The sequence below is a fragment of the Rhodoferax sp. EU05-FHT12H12 genome, assembly GCF_058791215.1.
Window position 1 is genome coordinate 1 of record NZ_JBYTDI010000003.1, and the last position, 17,137, is coordinate 17,137.

General features: G+C 57.3%; 13 protein-coding genes and 1 tRNA gene. All 14 read left to right on the forward strand.

What is annotated here, in order from left to right; genetic code table 11:
- A partial coding sequence (locus tag AC3WS7_RS09460) for an EF-Tu C-terminal domain-related protein (RefSeq protein ID WP_198556962.1) occupies nucleotides 1-77 on the forward strand: 77 nt, incomplete at its 5' end.
- An 8-nt stretch (nucleotides 78-85) separates the two neighbouring features.
- A tRNA-Trp gene (locus AC3WS7_RS09465) sits at nucleotides 86-161 on the forward strand.
- Nucleotides 162-258: 97 nt separating this feature from the next.
- Nucleotides 259-642, forward strand: a complete 384-nt coding sequence (gene secE, locus AC3WS7_RS09470; RefSeq protein WP_296471862.1) for a preprotein translocase subunit SecE — start codon at nucleotides 259-261, stop codon at nucleotides 640-642.
- On the forward strand, nucleotides 642-1,232 hold the full coding sequence (gene nusG, locus AC3WS7_RS09475; RefSeq protein ID WP_296471864.1) for a transcription termination/antitermination protein NusG: 591 nt from the start codon (nucleotides 642-644) through the stop codon (nucleotides 1,230-1,232). The genes secE and nusG overlap by 1 nt, the downstream gene beginning before the upstream one ends.
- Nucleotides 1,233-1,370: 138 nt before the next feature.
- Nucleotides 1,371-1,802 carry a 50S ribosomal protein L11 gene (gene rplK / locus AC3WS7_RS09480; protein ID WP_057674553.1) on the forward strand — a complete coding sequence of 144 codons (432 nt, stop codon included), beginning with the start codon at nucleotides 1,371-1,373 and terminating at the stop codon, nucleotides 1,800-1,802.
- Complete coding sequence (gene rplA / locus AC3WS7_RS09485) at nucleotides 1,803-2,498, forward strand: 50S ribosomal protein L1 (RefSeq protein WP_296471866.1); 696 nt, start codon at nucleotides 1,803-1,805, stop codon at nucleotides 2,496-2,498.
- 231 nt (nucleotides 2,499-2,729) lie between these two features.
- Nucleotides 2,730-3,257 (forward strand): 50S ribosomal protein L10, encoded by a 528-nt coding sequence (gene rplJ, locus AC3WS7_RS09490; RefSeq protein ID WP_296471867.1) that lies wholly within the window; start codon nucleotides 2,730-2,732, stop codon nucleotides 3,255-3,257.
- A 42-nt stretch (nucleotides 3,258-3,299) separates the two neighbouring features.
- Entirely contained in the window at nucleotides 3,300-3,674 is a 375-nt protein-coding gene (rplL, locus tag AC3WS7_RS09495) for a 50S ribosomal protein L7/L12 (RefSeq protein WP_296471869.1), read from the forward strand.
- A 275-nt stretch (nucleotides 3,675-3,949) separates the two neighbouring features.
- Nucleotides 3,950-8,062 carry a DNA-directed RNA polymerase subunit beta gene (gene rpoB, locus AC3WS7_RS09500; RefSeq protein ID WP_296471871.1) on the forward strand — a complete coding sequence of 1,371 codons (4,113 nt, stop codon included), beginning with the start codon at nucleotides 3,950-3,952 and terminating at the stop codon, nucleotides 8,060-8,062.
- A gap of 19 nt (nucleotides 8,063-8,081) precedes the next feature.
- Nucleotides 8,082-12,308 carry a DNA-directed RNA polymerase subunit beta' gene (gene rpoC, locus AC3WS7_RS09505; protein ID WP_296471873.1) on the forward strand — a complete coding sequence of 1,409 codons (4,227 nt, stop codon included), beginning with the start codon at nucleotides 8,082-8,084 and terminating at the stop codon, nucleotides 12,306-12,308.
- A gap of 76 nt (nucleotides 12,309-12,384) precedes the next feature.
- On the forward strand, nucleotides 12,385-12,921 hold the full coding sequence (locus AC3WS7_RS09510) for a hypothetical protein (RefSeq protein ID WP_492656185.1): 537 nt from the start codon (nucleotides 12,385-12,387) through the stop codon (nucleotides 12,919-12,921).
- 3 nt (nucleotides 12,922-12,924) lie between these two features.
- On the forward strand, nucleotides 12,925-14,250 hold the full coding sequence (gene rsmB, locus AC3WS7_RS09515; RefSeq protein WP_492656186.1) for a 16S rRNA (cytosine(967)-C(5))-methyltransferase RsmB: 1,326 nt from the start codon (nucleotides 12,925-12,927) through the stop codon (nucleotides 14,248-14,250).
- Nucleotides 14,201-14,839: a DUF4390 domain-containing protein gene (locus tag AC3WS7_RS09520; protein WP_492656187.1), complete on the forward strand. Its 639-nt coding sequence runs from the start codon at nucleotides 14,201-14,203 to the stop codon at nucleotides 14,837-14,839. Before rsmB ends, AC3WS7_RS09520 begins: the two co-directional genes overlap by 50 nt.
- Entirely contained in the window at nucleotides 14,836-17,109 is a 2,274-nt protein-coding gene (locus AC3WS7_RS09525; RefSeq protein ID WP_492656188.1) for a sensor histidine kinase, read from the forward strand. Before AC3WS7_RS09520 ends, AC3WS7_RS09525 begins: the two co-directional genes overlap by 4 nt.
- Nucleotides 17,110-17,137: the final 28 nt, after the last annotated feature.

The window sequence follows — 17,137 nt, forward strand, 5'->3', positions numbered from 1 at the left end:
AAGAAGGCCTGCGTTTCGCGATCCGCGAAGGCGGCCGTACCGTGGGCGCTGGCGTGGTTGCAAAAATCATCGCGTAAGGGACTCTAGGGGTATAGCTCAATTGGCAGAGCGTCGGTCTCCAAAACCGAAGGTTGTAGGTTCGATTCCTACTGCCCCTGCCACCTGGGAATAGGTGGCAAGCAAGCCCGCTACGGTGTAGCGGGCTTCAGCGTCTTGAGGATGCTGAAATTTAGTACAAGTGAGACGCGAATAAAGACTATGGCCACGACACAAGTTCAAACTGTCAATACCGGCGCAGACAAAGCCAAACTGGCGGTTGCTGCACTGCTGGTGGTTGGCGCCCTTGCTGCTTTCTACTTGTTGGGCAAGCAGGGAGCTTTGGCGCAGTGGGCGGCCCTTTTGTTGGGCTTGGGCTTGGCGGCTGCGACTTTCTTTGCTTCTGAGGCGGGTCGGCAACTCATTGCGTTCGGCAAGGATGCTTGGCGCGAAGTGCGCAAAGTTGTGTGGCCTGCACGCAAGGAAGCGATTCAAATTACGGCCTATGTTTTTGGTTTTGTGCTTGTCATGGCCTTGTTCCTGTGGCTGACGGACAAGACGCTTGAGTGGCTTTTTTACGATCTGATTCTGGGGTGGAAAAAATAATGACTGATGATGTGGTGATTTCCGCTGCAGAGCAGCCTGTGTCCGCACCCGTGAATCCAGATTTGCGCTGGTATGTGGTGCATGCCTACTCTGGCATGGAGAAGGCTGTGGAGCGCAATATTCTGGAGCGCATCAACCGTGCCGGCATGGAAAGCAAGTTCGGCCGCATCCTCGTTCCCATGGAAGAGGTGGTTGAAGTCAAGAATGGTCAGAAAAAAACGACCGAACGGAAGTTCTTCCCCGGCTATGTGCTGGTGGAAATGGTCATGGACGATGACACTTGGCATTTGGTGAAGCACACCAACAAGGTGACGGGCTTCGTTGGTGGTGCCAAGAATCGCCCTGCACCGATCTCTGAAGCCGAAGTGATGAAGATCGTCAACCAGATGCAGGAAGGCACTGACAAGCCACGCCACAAGATTGAATTTGTGGTGGGGGAGTTTGTGCGCGTCAAAGAAGGTCCATTTACCGACTTCAACGGTTCGGTGGAAGACGTCAATTACGAAAAAAGCAAAGTGCGCGTGTCGGTCACTATTTTTGGCCGTTCCACGCCGGTTGAATTGGAGTTTTCTCAGATCGAGAAAACCTGAGATTTGCCAGCCAGTGATGGCTGGTATTGCATTTGCGTTGTCCGACTCGGCGCGAATGGGTGATAAGAGTCGTTAACCCCGGGGAGCCACGGTCTGAGTTGTTCAGAACCAAGGCGCTATTACCCGTAAGGAGAAATCATGGCGAAGAAAATCGTTGGTTTCATCAAGCTGCAAGTGCCAGCTGGTAAAGCCAATCCATCCCCCCCTATTGGCCCAGCTTTGGGTCAACGTGGTCTGAACATCATGGAGTTCTGCAAGGCATTCAATGCGCAGACTCAAGGTGTCGAGCCCGGTCTGCCTTTGCCTGTGGTGATCACAGCATTTGCTGACAAGAGCTTCACGTTTGTCATCAAGACGCCTCCAGCCACCGTGCTGATCAAGAAGGCCATCAAGTTGGACAAGGGATCCTCCAATCCTCTGAAGGACAAGGTTGGCAAGATCACCCGTGCTCAGCTCGAAGAAATTGCAAAGACCAAGATGAAAGACATGACTGCCGCCGATCTGGATGCAGCCGTTCGTACCATCGCTGGTTCTGCCCGCTCCATGGGCGTGAATGTGGAGGGCGTGTAAATGTCCAAGCTCACTAAAAAGCAAAAAGCCCAAGTTGGCAAGATCGACAGCAACAAGCTGTATGCACTGACCGATGCCCTGGGCCTGGTCAAGGAATTCGCCAACGCCAAATTCGATGAATCCATCGACGTGGCTGTGCAGCTCGGCATCGATGCCAAGAAGTCTGACCAGGTGGTGCGTGGTGCTGTGGTGCTGCCTAACGGCACTGGCAAGACCAAGCGCGTGGCTGTGTTCGCCCAAGGTGCGAAGGCTGAAGAGGCCAAGGCCGCCGGTGCGGACGTTGTGGGTATGGACGACTTGGCCGCCATGGTCAAGGCCGGTGACATGCCTTTCGACATCGTGATTGCTGCCCCTGATGCCATGCGCATTGTGGGTACCTTGGGTCAGATTCTGGGACCACGTGGTTTGATGCCTAACCCCAAAGTCGGTACCGTGACTCCTGATGTGGCTACTGCCGTGAAGAATGCCAAGGCTGGTCAGGTGCAGTTCCGTGTCGACAAGGCCGGTATCGTGCACAGCACCATTGGTCGCAACTCCTTCGATGCTGCAAAGCTGCAAGGTAACTTGGCTGCGTTGGTGGATGCTTTGAACAAAGCTAAGCCTGCTTCCAGCAAGGGCTTGTATTTGCGCAAGATCGCTGTTTCGTCGACCATGGGCGTTGGTGTCCGCGTGGACCTGCAAACCATCTCGGCGTAATCGCAAATTTAAGCCTCCGGAAACGGCGGCTTAGGGTGGTGGGTCGTTCAGCCAGCTGGCTGAACGAGCCATCCAAGACCGTTGGTGTGCAGGCAACTGCACTTAATAGTTTGAAGCCAACGCAGATGGCGATCCCGCTGCAGATGGAATGTGAATTCTGTTAACAGTTGGTCGCTGCAATGTGGAGCACCGCGTAACGCAAGTTGCAAGGTGCATTTAAAGGAGTAGACCTTGAGTCTTAATCGCAGTGAGAAAGAAGCGGTCATCAGTGATGTGACCGGCCTCGCCGCTAAAGCTCAAACGCTCGTGATCGCGGAATACCGCGGCATCACGGTCGCTGACATGACCAAACTGCGCAATACCGCGCGCAGCGCTGGTGTGAGCCTGAGTGTGTTGAAAAACACCTTGGCCCGCCGTGCTGTTGCTGGTAGCCAGTTCGACGTCGTGTCCGGCCAGATGACCGGTCCTCTGATCTATGGCTTTTCCGAAGACGCAGTCGCCGCCGCAAAAGTGGTGGCCGAGTTCGCGAAAACCAACGACAAGTTGGTGATCCGTGCTGGTGCGTATGGCGGCAAGGCCTTGGACGTGAACGGCGTGAAGCAATTGGCAAGCATCCCTTCCAAGGAAGTGTTGTTGGCGCAGTTGTTGGGCTTGATGCAGTCCCCCATTTCCCGTACCGCACGCGTGCTGTCGGCTTTGGCGGAGCAACGTGGCGCAGGTGCAGCAGAAGCTGCCCCCGCAGAGGCAGTGGCCGCTTAATTGCGGACTGCCTGTAGAAACCAATATTGTTAGGAAATCAAAATGGCATTCGATAAAGACGCATTTTTGACCGCGCTGGATAGCATGACGGTCATGGAACTCAACGACCTGGTGAAAGCCATCGAAGAGAAGTTTGGTGTGAGCGCTGCTGCTATGGCAGCACCCGCTGCCGCTGGTGGCGGTGCCGCTGCCGCTGCTGAAGAAAAGACTGAATTCAACGTGGTGTTGACTGAAGCCGGCGCTAACAAAGTGTCCGTCATCAAGGCCGTGCGCGAAATCACAGGTCTGGGCTTGAAAGAAGCCAAGGACTTGGTGGATGGCGCTCCCAAGGCTGTCAAGGAAGGTGTTGCCAAGGCTGATGCTGAAGCTGCCAAGAAGAAGCTGGAAGAAGCTGGCGCAAAGGTCGAACTCAAGTAATCGACTGCTTTGCCTGGGCTGGAGGTTCTTTAAAGGGCCTCCAGCCTTTGCTGCTTGTGAGCTTTGAAATTAGTGCGCACTCAAAAACGGTTTTCAAACTGTTTTTGAGTGTCTTCTGATCCGACTGCAGAAGATGCCTTGGTTCGGGTTGCGTGCAATGCGCGACCGTCCGCCAATGATTGGTAGTGGCCAATCACCAAGCCTGTTGAGAGTGGTGCTCAACACGACAGTCGCCTAGGACCCCCAGGATTCCTCAGCCTTTGCCCGGAGATCTAATGGCTTACACATACACAGAACGCAAGCGGATTCGCAAAAACTTCGGTAGTCGCGATAGCGTGCTCGAGATTCCCTACCTGCTACAGATGCAAAAAGACGCGTACACCGCGTTTCTGCAGGCCGATGTTGCCCCCAAAAAACGAACTGCAGAAGGTCTGCAGGCTGCGTTTGAAGCTGCTTTCCCCATCGTCTCTCACAACGGTTTTGTGGAGATGAAGTACCTGGAGTACAACCTCGCCAAGCCTGCGTTCGATGTGCGTGAATGCCAAACCCGTGGGTTGACCTTCGCCTCCGCTGTGCGTGCCAAAGTCCAACTGATCATTTATGACCGCGAGTCGTCGACCGGTCAAAACAAGGTGGTCAAGGAGGTCAAGGAACAAGAAGTCTACATGGGCGAAGTGCCCCTGATGACTGGCAAGGGCTCCTTCATCATCAACGGCACGGAACGCGTGATCGTGTCCCAGTTGCACCGTTCGCCTGGTGTGTTTTTTGAGCACGACAAGGGCAAGACCCACAGCTCGGGCAAGTTGCTGTTCTCCGCACGCATCATCCCCTATCGCGGTTCCTGGCTTGACTTCGAATTCGACCCCAAGGACCTGCTGTACTTCCGTGTGGACCGCCGCCGGAAGATGCCGGTCACGATTCTGTTGAAGGCCATTGGCCTGAACAACGAATCCATCCTGGCAAACTTCTTTGTCAACGACAACTTCCGTTTGATGGACAGCGGCGCGCAAATGGAATTTGTGGCTGAACGTCTGCGTGGCGAAGTAGCCCGTTTCGACATCACAGACAAGTCTGGCAAAGTCGTGGTCGCAAAGGACAAGCGCGTGACGGCTCGTCACACGCGTGAGCTGGAGCAATCTGGCACCTCGCATATCAGCGTACCCGAAGACTTCCTGATTGGTCGTGTGGTGGCCCGCAATGTGGTCGACGGTGACACTGGTGAAATCGTGGCCAAGGCCAACGAAGAGCTGACCGAGGCCTTGCTGAAAAAGCTGCGTACTGCAGGCATTCAGGATCTGGCCTGCATCTACACGAACGAACTGGACCAAGGCGCCTACATTTCGCAGACTCTGCGTACCGACGAAACAGTCGATGAGTTTGCTGCGCGTGTTGCGATCTACCGCATGATGCGTCCTGGCGAGCCACCGACAGAAGACGCAGTGCAAGCGCTGTTCCAGCGCCTGTTCTACAACCCCGACACCTACGATTTGTCGCGCGTGGGTCGCATGAAGTTCAACGCCAAGATGGGCCGCTCGGAATCGACCGGCCCTATGGTGCTGACCAACGAAGACATTTTGGCTGTGGTCAAGATCCTGGTGGATCTGCGCAACGGCCGTGGCGACGTTGACGATATCGACCACTTGGGCAACCGCCGCGTGCGTTGCGTGGGCGAACTGGCGGAGAACCAGTACCGTACCGGTTTGGCACGTATCGAAAAGGCTGTGAAGGAACGTCTGGGCCAAGCCGAGCAAGAGCCTCTGATGCCGCACGACCTGATCAACAGCAAGCCTATCTCGGCCGCGTTGAAAGAGTTCTTCGGTGCCTCGCAGCTGTCCCAGTTCATGGACCAGACCAACCCGCTGGCCGAAATCACCCACAAGCGCCGTGTATCGGCCCTTGGCCCGGGTGGTTTGACGCGTGAACGTGCCGGCTTCGAAGTGCGTGACGTGCACGTGACCCACTACGGTCGTGTCTGCCCTATTGAAACGCCTGAAGGTCCAAACATTGGTCTGATCAACTCGCTGGCTTTGTACGCCCGCTTGAACGAATACGGTTTCATCGAGACACCGTACCGCCGTGTGGTAGACAGCAAGGTGACGAACGATATCGACTACCTGTCTGCCATCGAAGAAGGCAAGTACGTGATTGCCCAGGCCAACGCTACCCTGAACAAGGATGGCGTGCTGATCGGTGACTTGGTGTCGGCCCGTGAAAAGGGTGAATCCATCCTGGTGAGCGCGGACCGCGTGCAGTACATGGACGTGTCGCCCGCGCAGATCGTGTCCGTAGCGGCGTCCCTGGTGCCGTTCCTGGAGCACGATGATGCGAACCGCGCTTTGATGGGTGCCAACATGTCGCGCCAAGCTGTGCCTGTGCTGCGCCCTGAAAAACCCATGGTGGGTACCGGTATTGAGCGCGTTGCTGCAGTCGATTCGGGCACGGTGGTCACCGCTACCCGTGGCGGCATCGTGGACTATGTGGATGCGACCCGTGTGGTGATTCGCGTGAACGACGCCGAAGCGCAAGCCGGGGAAGTGGGCGTGGACATCTACAACCTCATCAAGTACCAACGTTCCAACCAGAACACCAACATCCATCAGCGCCCCATCGTCAAGAAGGGCGATAAGCTCTCCAAGGGAGATGTAATTGCCGATGGAGCTTCCACCGATTTGGGCGAAATCGCCATCGGTCAGAACATGCTGGTGGCGTTTATGCCTTGGAACGGCTACAACTTCGAAGACTCGATTTTGATCAGTGAGCGCGTGGTGGCCGAAGACCGCTACACCTCCATCCACATCGAAGAGCTCGTGGTGATGGCGCGTGACACCAAGTTGGGTGCGGAGGAAATTACCCGCGACATTCCCAATCTGAGCGAGCAGCAACTGAACCGTTTGGATGAGTCCGGCATCATCTACGTCGGCGCAGAAGTGCTGCCTGGTGATACGTTGGTCGGCAAGGTTACGCCCAAGGGTGAAACCACGCTCACTCCAGAAGAGAAGCTGCTGCGCGCCATCTTCGGCGAAAAAGCCAGCGACGTGAAAGACACTTCTTTGCGTGTGGATCAGGGCAGCTCCGGTACCGTGATCGACGTGCAAGTTTTTACCCGTGAAGGCATCACGCGCGACCGCCGTGCACAGCAGATTATTGACGACGAACTCAAGCGCTTCCGTCTTGATCTGAACGACCAGTTGCGTATTGTTGAAGCTGATGCATTTGACCGTATTGAGAAGTTGTTGACCGGCAAGGTTGCCAATGGCGGACCTCAGAAGCTGGCCAAGGGCACCAAGCTGGACAAGGCCTATTTGACTTCTGTCGAGAAGTTCCACTGGTTTGACATTCGTCCTGCCGATGAAGAGGTGGCAAGCCAGCTGGAAAGCATCAAGAACTCGCTGGAACAAACCCGCCACAGTTTCGACCTGGCATTTGAAGAAAAACGCAAGAAGCTCACCCAGGGAGATGAGTTGCCTGCGGGCGTGCTCAAGATGGTTAAGGTCTACATCGCGGTCAAGCGTCGCCTGCAGCCTGGTGACAAGATGGCCGGTCGCCACGGTAACAAGGGTGTTGTTTCCAAGATCACGCCTGTCGAAGATATGCCCTATCTGGCGGACGGCACCCCGGTGGACATCGTGTTGAACCCGTTGGGCGTTCCATCGCGTATGAACATCGGCCAAGTGTTGGAAGTGCACTTGGGCTGGGCTGGCAAGGGCTTGGGTCAACGTATCGGAGATATGTTGCAGCGCGAAGCTGCGACAACAGAAATCCGAGGTTTCTTGGAGCAGGTCTACAACAGCGCTGGTCGCAAGGAAGACTTGGCACAGCTGTCTGATGCAGAAGTGCAGGAAATGGCCCAAGAGCTCACCAGTGGTGTGCCATTTGCGTCCCCCGTGTTTGACGGTGCGACGGAAAAGGAAATCGGCGACATGTTGCAGCTGGCGTACCCGGACGATGTAGCCAAGGCCAAGGGGCTGACCGCCACACGTACGCAAGCGCAGCTGTATGACGGTCGCAGTGGTGATGCCTTCGAGCGCACGACCACCGTGGGCTATATGCACTACCTGAAGTTGCACCACTTGGTGGACGACAAGATGCACGCCCGTTCTACCGGTCCTTACAGCTTGGTGACCCAGCAGCCTCTGGGTGGTAAGGCCCAGTTCGGTGGTCAGCGCTTCGGTGAAATGGAGGTGTGGGCGTTGGAAGCCTACGGTGCTTCCTACGTGCTGCAGGAAATGCTGACGGTCAAGTCCGATGACGTGCAAGGTCGTACCAAGGTGTACGAAAACATCGTCAAGGGCGAACACTCTATTGAAGCCGGCATGCCGGAATCGTTCAATGTGTTGGTCAAGGAAATCCGTTCCTTGGGCATCGACATTGAGCTGGATCGTTCTTAAAGACAAGGGAAAGAGTCACATGAAATCTTTACTCGACCTGTTCAAGCAGTTCACGCCCGATGAGCATTTCGATGCCATCAAGATCGGCATGGCTTCTCCTGAGAAGATCCGTTCTTGGTCTTTCGGCGAAGTCAAGAAGCCTGAAACCATCAACTACCGCACCTTCAAGCCCGAGCGTGATGGCTTGTTTTGCGCCAAGATTTTCGGACCTATCAAGGACTACGAATGCTTGTGCGGCAAGTACAAGCGCCTGAAGCACCGTGGTGTGATCTGCGAGAAGTGTGGCGTTGAAGTTACGCAGACCAAAGTTCGTCGCGAACGCATGGGCCATATCGACCTGGCTGCGCCGTGCGCACACATCTGGTTCCTGAAGTCCTTGCCCAGCCGCTTGGGCTTGGTGCTGGACATGACGCTGCGTGACATCGAGCGTGTGCTGTATTTCGAAGCATATGTGGTCACCGACCCCGGCATGACTCCGCTGAAGAAGTACAGCATCATGTCGGAAGATGATTACGACGCCAAGTTCCAAGAATATGGCGATGAGTTCATTGCCAAGATGGGCGCCGAAGGTATCAAAGACCTGTTGGAGAGCATTGACATCGACGGCTCAATCGAGAAGTTGCGCAATGACCTGACTGGTTCTGAGCTCAAGATCAAGAAAAACGCCAAGCGTTTGAAGGTTCTGGAAGCGTTCAAGAAATCCGGTATCAAGCCTGAATGGATGGTGTTGGATGTGCTGCCCGTGTTGCCACCGGACCTGCGTCCCTTGGTGCCGCTGGACGGTGGCCGCTTTGCGACCTCCGACCTGAACGACTTGTACCGTCGCGTGATCAACCGCAACAGCCGTCTGCGCCGTTTGCTGGAACTCAAGGCGCCGGAAATCATTGCACGCAACGAAAAGCGCATGTTGCAAGAAGCCGTGGACAGCTTGCTGGACAACGGCCGTCGTGGCAAGGCGATGACAGGTGCCAACAAGCGCGCGCTCAAGTCTTTGGCCGACATGATCAAGGGTAAATCCGGTCGTTTCCGTCAGAACTTGCTGGGCAAGCGCGTGGACTACTCCGGTCGTTCCGTGATTACTGTGGGCCCCACACTCAAGCTGCACCAGTGTGGTCTGCCGAAATTGATGGCTTTGGAGTTGTTCAAGCCCTTCATCTTCGCGCGCCTGGAAGCCATGGGTATTGCCACCACCATCAAGGCCGCCAAGAAGGAAGTCGAATCCGGCACGCCAGTCGTGTGGGATATTCTGGAAGAGGTCATCAAAGAGCATCCCGTGATGCTGAACCGTGCGCCTACGCTGCACCGTTTGGGTATCCAGGCTTTTGAGCCCATCCTGATCGAAGGCAAGGCCATCCAGTTGCACCCCCTCGTTTGCGCGGCGTTTAACGCCGACTTTGACGGTGACCAAATGGCTGTTCACGTGCCTTTGTCGGTAGAAGCACAAATGGAAGCACGCACTTTGATGCTGGCTTCCAACAACGTGCTGTTCCCCGCCAACGGCGAGCCATCCATCGTCCCGTCCCAAGACGTGGTGCTGGGTCTGTACTACACCACCCGTGACCGTATCAACGGCAAGGGTGAGGGCCTGATTTTTGCCGATACCGGTGAAGTCCAGCGCGCCTTTGACGGTGGTGCAGTCGAACTCAATGCGCGCATCAACGTACGCTTGACCGAGTGGACCAAGAACAAGGAAACCGGTGAGTTCGAACCCTCGACCAAACTGTGGGAAACCACGGCCGGCCGTGCGTTGCTGTCTGAAATCCTCCCCAAAGGCCTGCCTTTCTCCAACATCAACAAGGCGTTGAAGAAGAAGGAAATCTCCAAGCTCATTAACGTTTCTTTCCGCAAGTGCGGATTGAAAGAAACGGTGGTATTTGCTGACAAGCTGCTGCAAAGCGGGTTCCGCTTGGCAACCAAAGCTGGTATCTCCATCTGTATCGACGACATGTTGGTGCCTGCTGAAAAGCATGACATCATTGGCCGCGCGCAGAAGGAAGTCAAAGAGATCGAACAGCAATACGTCTCGGGTCTGGTGACTTCTGGCGAGCGTTACAACAAGGTGGTGGACATCTGGGGCAAGTCGGGTGACGAAGTGTCCAAGGTGATGATGGCCAAGCTCTCCAAAGAGATGGTGATTGATCGTCACGGCAAGGAAGTCGCCCAAGAGTCCTTCAACTCCATCTACATGATGGCTGACTCTGGCGCCCGTGGTTCCGCAGCCCAGATCCGTCAGGTTGCAGGTATGCGTGGTCTGATGGCCAAGCCAGACGGCTCCATCATTGAGACACCCATCACGGCGAACTTCCGCGAGGGTCTGAACGTGTTGGAGTACTTCATCTCCACCCACGGTGCCCGTAAGGGTCTGGCCGATACGGCGTTGAAGACTGCCAACTCCGGTTACCTGACCCGCCGCTTGGTTGACGTGACGCAGGATCTGGTGGTGACCGAGCAGGATTGCGGCACTCACAATGGCTACCTGATGCGTGCCATTGTCGAAGGTGGTGAAGTGATTGAGTCCCTGCGCGACCGCGTGCTGGGCCGTACCACTGCCGACGATGTGCTGCATCCCGAGAACCGTTCGGTGTTGGCCAAGGCCGGTGACATGCTGGACGAAGACCTGATCGAAGAGCTCGAAGCTGCAGGCGTGGATGAAGTCAAGGTGCGTACCGCGTTGACTTGCGAAACACGCTTTGGTATCTGCGCCAAGTGTTATGGACGTGACCTGGGTCGTGGCGGCCTGATCAACGGCGGTGAAGCCGTTGGTGTGATTGCTGCCCAGTCCATCGGCGAGCCTGGTACCCAGCTGACCATGCGTACCTTCCACATCGGTGGTGCTGCTTCGCGTGCGGCCATCGCCTCCAGTGTGGAAGCCAAGTCCAATGGCGTAATCGGCTTTAACGCCACGATGCGCTATGTCACCAACAGCAAGGGTGAGTTGGTGGTGATTGCTCGATCTGGCGAAATCATCATCCATGATGAGCATGGCCGTGAGCGCGAACGCCACAAGGTGCCCTATGGCGCGATCCTGACGGTCAAGGCCGATCAGTCCGTCAAGGCCGGTGCGATTCTGGCGAACTGGGATCCCCTGACACGCCCCATCATTACCGAGTTTGCCGGCAAGGCGCATTTCGAAAATGTGGAAGAAGGCCTGACGGTCGCCAAGCAGGTTGATGAAGTTACTGGCTTGTCCACTCTGGTTGTGATTGACCCTAAGCGCCGCGGCGCAGCCAAGGTCGTTCGCCCTCAGGTCAAGCTGATCGATGCCTCCGGCCACGAAGTGAAGATTCCTGGTACCGACCACTCGGTGACTATTGGTTTCCCCGTGGGCGCCCTGGTGCAGGTGCGTGACGGTCAGGACGTGGGTCCAGGCGAAGTGCTGGCGCGTATACCGATCGAAGGTCAGAAGACCCGTGACATTACCGGCGGTCTGCCGCGTGTGGCCGAGTTGTTCGAAGCCCGTTCGCCCAAGGATAAGGGTGTTTTGGCTGAAGTGACCGGCACCGTGTCCTTCGGTAAGGAAACCAAGGGCAAGGTCCGTTTGCAGATCACTGACCCTGAAGGTAAGGTCTGGGAAGAGCTCGTGCCCAAGGAGAAAAACATCCTGGTGCACGAAGGCCAGGTGGTTAACAAGGGTGAAAGCGTTGTGGACGGCCCTGCCGATCCGCAAGACATCCTGCGCCTGCTGGGTTCCGAAGAGCTGGCCCGCTACATCGTGGACGAAGTCCAGGACGTGTACCGCTTGCAAGGCGTGAAGATCAACGACAAGCACATTGAAGTGATCGTTCGCCAGATGTTGCGTCGCGTGGTGGTTGAAGCCGCGGGAGATTCTGGCTACATCAATGGTGAGCAGGTGGAGCGTTCTGAAATGCTCAACACCAATGACGCCTTACGTGCAGACGGCAAGATCCCGGCGACCTATACCAACCTGTTGTTGGGTATCACCAAGGCGTCGTTGTCCACCGACAGCTTCATCTCTGCGGCGTCTTTCCAGGAAACGACCCGTGTTCTGACCGAGGCAGCCATCATGGGCAAGCGTGACGAGTTGCGCGGTCTGAAGGAAAACGTCATCGTGGGTCGTCTGATTCCCGCCGGTACCGGTCTGGCCTACCATGAGGCCCGCAAGGTGCGCGAAACGATGGACGACGCCGAGCGCCGCGCCATTGCTGAGGCCGAAGCTGCTGAGCTGGCCGGTGGTGCCGATGTTGCTGGCGAACTTGAAGCCAATGAGGGCTCTTCGGCTGAATAATCCGTTGGTCTTGCGTTAGTGCAAATGCCCCAAGCATGTGTCTGCAGCTTGGGGCATTTCTTTTGAGGGCGTCATGATGGATCTGTCATTGCTGATGTGGTTGGCTCTGGCCCTTCTCCTGTTTTGGGGCGTAGGCCTCTACAACCGCCTGATGCGCTTGCGCGCACGTGCGCTGGAGGTGTTGGGGGTGGTGGAAAAGCATGCAGGTACTTGCGTGCGTTTGGTTGAGCAATATGCAGAGGCCTATCAGGGGCGTGGGGTGGCGCTGGCAGCAACCCCATGGACTGAAGTGCACGCAGCAGCAACTCGTTTGGAGCAGGTGCTGGCACAGCCCCGGTCGGCATCCTTGCAGCCAGATGTCGTGGCTGCATTCGCCGCGGCGTGGACCGCACTGTACGCAGCATGGGGGGATGCCAGTGACGGGGCCATCGACTTGGCGGGGCCGGTGATGCCCGAGGAAATGCAGGCAGCTTGGGCGGCCGCCAGTCTCAAAGTGCAAAGTGCCAGTGGGGGCTTCAACCAGATCATTGCGCGTTACAACGAAGCGATTCAACAATACCCGGCCCGCTGGGTGGCGGCCTTAATGGGCTTCCATGTGGCCGGACAACTTTGACTTATGACTCAATCGGTAAATGCGCCTCCTTTGTGGCGCCAATTGCAGCACGTTGCGCGGGTAAACCAAGCCGTGATGTCGGGCACATCAGGCACCACGGCACTGGAGGCGGTGGACGCCGCGTTGCGCGGAGGCGTTCAGGCCTTGTGTTTCCATGTCTGGCGGCATTGGGGGCGTGCGCAGGCACTGCGGGCTCAACTGGTTCGCAAGGCACCACCGCCCATGGCCGATGCGCTGTTGTGCTCGGCGCTGGCCTTGGCCTGGAACGCCGACGACAGTGCTTACGATGCGTTCACTCTCGTCAACCAGTCGGTAGAGGCCGCCAAGCGGCAGCCTGAAACCAAGGCGCAGGCCAACTTTATCAATGCGTGCTTGCGGCGGTTTTTGCGTGAGCGCGAAACCCTGCTGGCCGCCACAGATGCGGACCCTGTGGCCTTGTGGAATCACCCACGCTGGTGGATTGCGCGCCTGCAGCAAGACCACCCCCAGCAGTGGATGCAGATTTTGGAAGCAGCCAACCGGCATGCACCCATGACCTTGCGCGTCAACCAGCGTCGTGTGCAGCCACAGACCTATCTGTCATTGCTGCAGGCCGCAGGTCTGAGTGGGAAACACTTGTCGGCCAGCGCCATTGAGCTCCTGCAACCCGCGCCTGTGCAGGCATTACCGGGGTTTGGTGACGGATGGGTATCGGTGCAGGACGCTGCCGCCCAGGTTGCCGCACCCTTGTTGGTCGAGGGCTACGCAGCCGCAGGAGCGTGGCGAATTTTGGATGCCTGCGCCGCTCCAGGCGGAAAGACTGGCCATTTGCTGGAGCTCACCGACGCCGAGGTGGTGGCGCTGGAGGTTGATGCGCACCGCGCACAGCGTATTAACAGCAATGTGCAGCGGCTGGGCCTTTGCCCGCAGGTGATTGTGGCGGATGCCAGTGCCGTGCCTAGCTGGTGGGATGGTCGTCCTTTCCATTTGATCTTGCTGGACGCACCGTGTACTGCGTCGGGCATTGTGCGCCGTCACCCCGATATACGCTGGTTGCGTCGGGAAAGCGATGTAGCCCAACTGGCAGCCACTCAGCGTCGTCTTTTGCAGACTTTGTGGCCCTTGGTGATGCCTGGTGGGCGGCTGCTGTTTTGCACTTGCTCCATCTTTCGGGCGGAGGGGGATGATCAAGTGCAAGCGTTTCTTGCACACAACACTGATGCCACTTTGCTGCCATCCCCGGGGCATTTGCTGCCGCGTGGCAGCCATGATCACCCGGTTGTGGCTGACAATCCCTTGGGTGACCACGACGGTTTTTTCTATGCACTTTTTGAGAAGCGTGCGGCCTGAGTGGGCGGTGCGCTGGCTCTTGACCGCCTGCTTTTTGAGCTTCTGCCTGTTGGGTAGAGCCCAAGGGGCTGCAGAAATCGCGTCTTTCGAGCTGGAGCGCAGCAGCGAAGAGCTGAGCTTCTCGGCCCAACTGCAATTTGAGCTGTCCGCTACCGTGGAGGAGGCCTTGCTCAAAGGCATTCCTATGGTGTTCGTGGCCGAAACGGAGCTTTTGCGCGAACGGTGGTACTGGTACGACAAGTCCGTTGCCTCATCTGCCCGCCACTTTCGTTTGGCGTTTCAGCCGCTCACACGCCGCTGGCGACTCAATATCAGTTCGGGGGCCGCGAGCGCAACCGGCCAAGGCCTCGCCTTGAACCAGAGTTTTGACACTCTGCAGCAAGCTCTTGTCACCATCAAGCGGATTTCGCGTTGGCGTGTTGCGGGCGCCAATGAACTGGATCCCACGGTGCGCCACCGTTTCGAGTTTCGTTTCCGTCTGGATCTGGGGCAGTTGCCGCGGCCCTTCCAGATTGGTGCGATTGGCCAGTCGGAATGGGATATCTCCGTCGTGCGTTCAGAGCTTCTTCCACCAGAGGTCGTGAAATGAAGCCTGCGCAGAATCTGGTGACCAATCCTGGGCACCAGACCTCGCGCGCCGTACGGCGAGCAGTGGCACTGGGGGCCGCCGCCATGGTGCTGATTGGCCTGTTGTTGCTGTACCTGCTGACCCAAGCAACCAACAACCGCGAACTCTACGAACAGAATTACGCGCGCTTATTTGTGGTGAATGTGGTGGTGGCAACCCTGTTGGGCGTGGCCATCGCGTGGGTTGGCTATCGGCTGATGGCACGCCTACGACAAGGGCGTTTTGGCAGCCGTCTACTGGTCAAGTTGGCCACCATCTTTGCGCTGGTTGGGGTCATGCCCGGACTGTTGATCTACGTGGTGTCCTACCAATTCGTGTCTCGTTCCATCGAAACCTGGTTCGATGTAAAGGTCGAGGGTGCGTTGGAGGCAGGGCTGAGCTTGGGGCGTGTGACCCTGGAAACCTTGTCCAGCGACCTCGCAACCAAATCGCGTGCGGCCGCCAGCCAGTTGGTGGAAACCAGTGACTCCGCGACAGGCGAGGTCGCCGAGCGCTTGCTGGACCAATTGGGGGCGACTGACATCACGGTCTGGTCCGGCTCTGGCAAGCTGATTTCCAGTGTGGGGCTGTCTCGGTTTCAACTGAGCCCGGACAAGCCGAGTTCCAGCCAGTTTCGGGCCGCGCGGCAAGAGCGCGCTCTGGCTTGGGTCGAGGGGCTTGAAGACGCGGTTCCCGGGGCCCTGGCCAATGCGCAGATCAAGGCCCTGGTGCCGGTCTCGAGTTCGGTGTTGGGCTTGTCCGCAGAAACTCGCTACATGCTGGTCTCGCGTACGCTGCCAACGGGCTTGGTGGCCAACGCCTTGGCGGTGGAGGCTGCCAACCGTGAATACCAGGAACGAGCCCTGGCCCGTGAGGGCCTCAAGCGCATGTACATCGGCACGCTGACGCTCAGCCTTTTTTTGGCCGTTTTTGGTGCCGTGCTGCTCGCTGTCGTCCTGGGTAATCAGATCGCCAAACCCCTGCTATTGCTCACGGAGGGCGTGAGTCAGGTGGCGGCAGGGGACTTGACCCCCAAGCTTGCCATGCAGGGGCGCGATGAACTGGGCGGGCTGACACGCGCCTTTGCGTCGATGACGCAGCAATTGGCGGATGCCCGCCTCTCGGTGGAAGCCAGCATGTCACAGGTAGACGCTGCCCGTGCGAATTTGCAGACGATTCTGGACAACCTGACCTCGGGGGTTGTCGTGTTGGCGCCCGATGGCCGTATCGTTTCTTCCAATCCCGGGGCTACCCGCATACTGCAGTTGCCGCTGACCGCATACGAAGGCCAGCCTCTCTCCGAGGTGCCGGGCCTGCAGACTTTTGGTGATGCGGTGCAAAACCAATTTGCCCAGTATCTGACCAACCGCGCCGAGCATGGGCTGGATCACTGGCAGCAGTCTTTCGAACTGGGTGGAAACACTGCGATCCAAAGTCCTTTTGAACGCGCAGTCACGCTGGTGGCACGGGGTGCGGAGTTGCCCAGTGCCCAGCGCCTGTTGGTGTTCGACGACATCTCCGAAATCGTCTCCGCGCAGAGAGCCCAGGCATGGGGCGAAGTCGCGCGCCGGTTGGCCCACGAAATCAAGAATCCGCTAACCCCGATTCAGCTTTCTGCGGAGCGCATGGAAATGAAGCTGGCCGGCAAGCTGGAGGGCGTCGAACTGGGCATTCTGACCAAGTCTGTGAAAACCATTGTCGACCAGGTCGACGCCATGAAGCGGCTGGTTAATGAGTTTCGTGATTACGCGCGCTTGCCCTCCGCAGAACTCAAGCCGGTGGATTTGAATGCACTGGTGCGTGATGTTCTTCAACTCTATGAATCCGATGTCAGCAAGGTGGTCCTGGTCGCTGATCTGGACGAAGCCTGTCCCCCTGTGCGGGGTGACGCGCAGCAACTGCGGCAAGTGATCCACAACCTGGTGCAAAACGCGCAGGACGCGACAGAGTCTGCGACTTTGTCGGGGCCTGGCCGTGTCGTTTTGCGCACCCAGCACCTGGCTGTTGCAGACCGTGTGCGGCTATCGGTTCAAGACCAAGGCACGGGGTTCCCGGAGCACATCCTCAAGCGCGCCTTTGAGCCCTACGTCACCACCAAAACCAAGGGCACGGGGCTCGGTCTGGCGGTAGTGAAAAAAATTGCTGACGAGCATGGCACGCGTGTGGATATCACCAACCGCACCACTGAAGGCAAGGTAACAGGTGCGCAAGTGTCGTTATCATTGGCTATAGACCACAGCGCACAAGGTTGAGTGCGGACAAGGGCATCAAAGGGACTGC

What these genes read in the sequence shown, in the direction of transcription:
- secE (WP_296471862.1), top strand. Translation starts at nt 259, where the DNA reads ATGGCCACGACACAAGTTCAAACTGTCAATACCGGCGCAGACAAAGCC.
- nusG (WP_296471864.1), top strand. Translation starts at nt 642, where the DNA reads ATGACTGATGATGTGGTGATTTCCGCTGCAGAGCAGCCTGTGTCCGCA.
- rplK (WP_057674553.1), top strand. Translation starts at nt 1,371, where the DNA reads ATGGCGAAGAAAATCGTTGGTTTCATCAAGCTGCAAGTGCCAGCTGGT.
- rpoB (WP_296471871.1), top strand. Translation starts at nt 3,950, where the DNA reads ATGGCTTACACATACACAGAACGCAAGCGGATTCGCAAAAACTTCGGT.
- rsmB (WP_492656186.1), top strand. Translation starts at nt 12,925, where the DNA reads ATGACTCAATCGGTAAATGCGCCTCCTTTGTGGCGCCAATTGCAGCAC.
- rplA (WP_296471866.1), top strand. Translation starts at nt 1,803, where the DNA reads ATGTCCAAGCTCACTAAAAAGCAAAAAGCCCAAGTTGGCAAGATCGAC.
- AC3WS7_RS09525 (WP_492656188.1), top strand. Translation starts at nt 14,836, where the DNA reads ATGAAGCCTGCGCAGAATCTGGTGACCAATCCTGGGCACCAGACCTCG.
- rplL (WP_296471869.1), top strand. Translation starts at nt 3,300, where the DNA reads ATGGCATTCGATAAAGACGCATTTTTGACCGCGCTGGATAGCATGACG.
- AC3WS7_RS09510 (WP_492656185.1), top strand. Translation starts at nt 12,385, where the DNA reads ATGGATCTGTCATTGCTGATGTGGTTGGCTCTGGCCCTTCTCCTGTTT.
- rpoC (WP_296471873.1), top strand. Translation starts at nt 8,082, where the DNA reads ATGAAATCTTTACTCGACCTGTTCAAGCAGTTCACGCCCGATGAGCAT.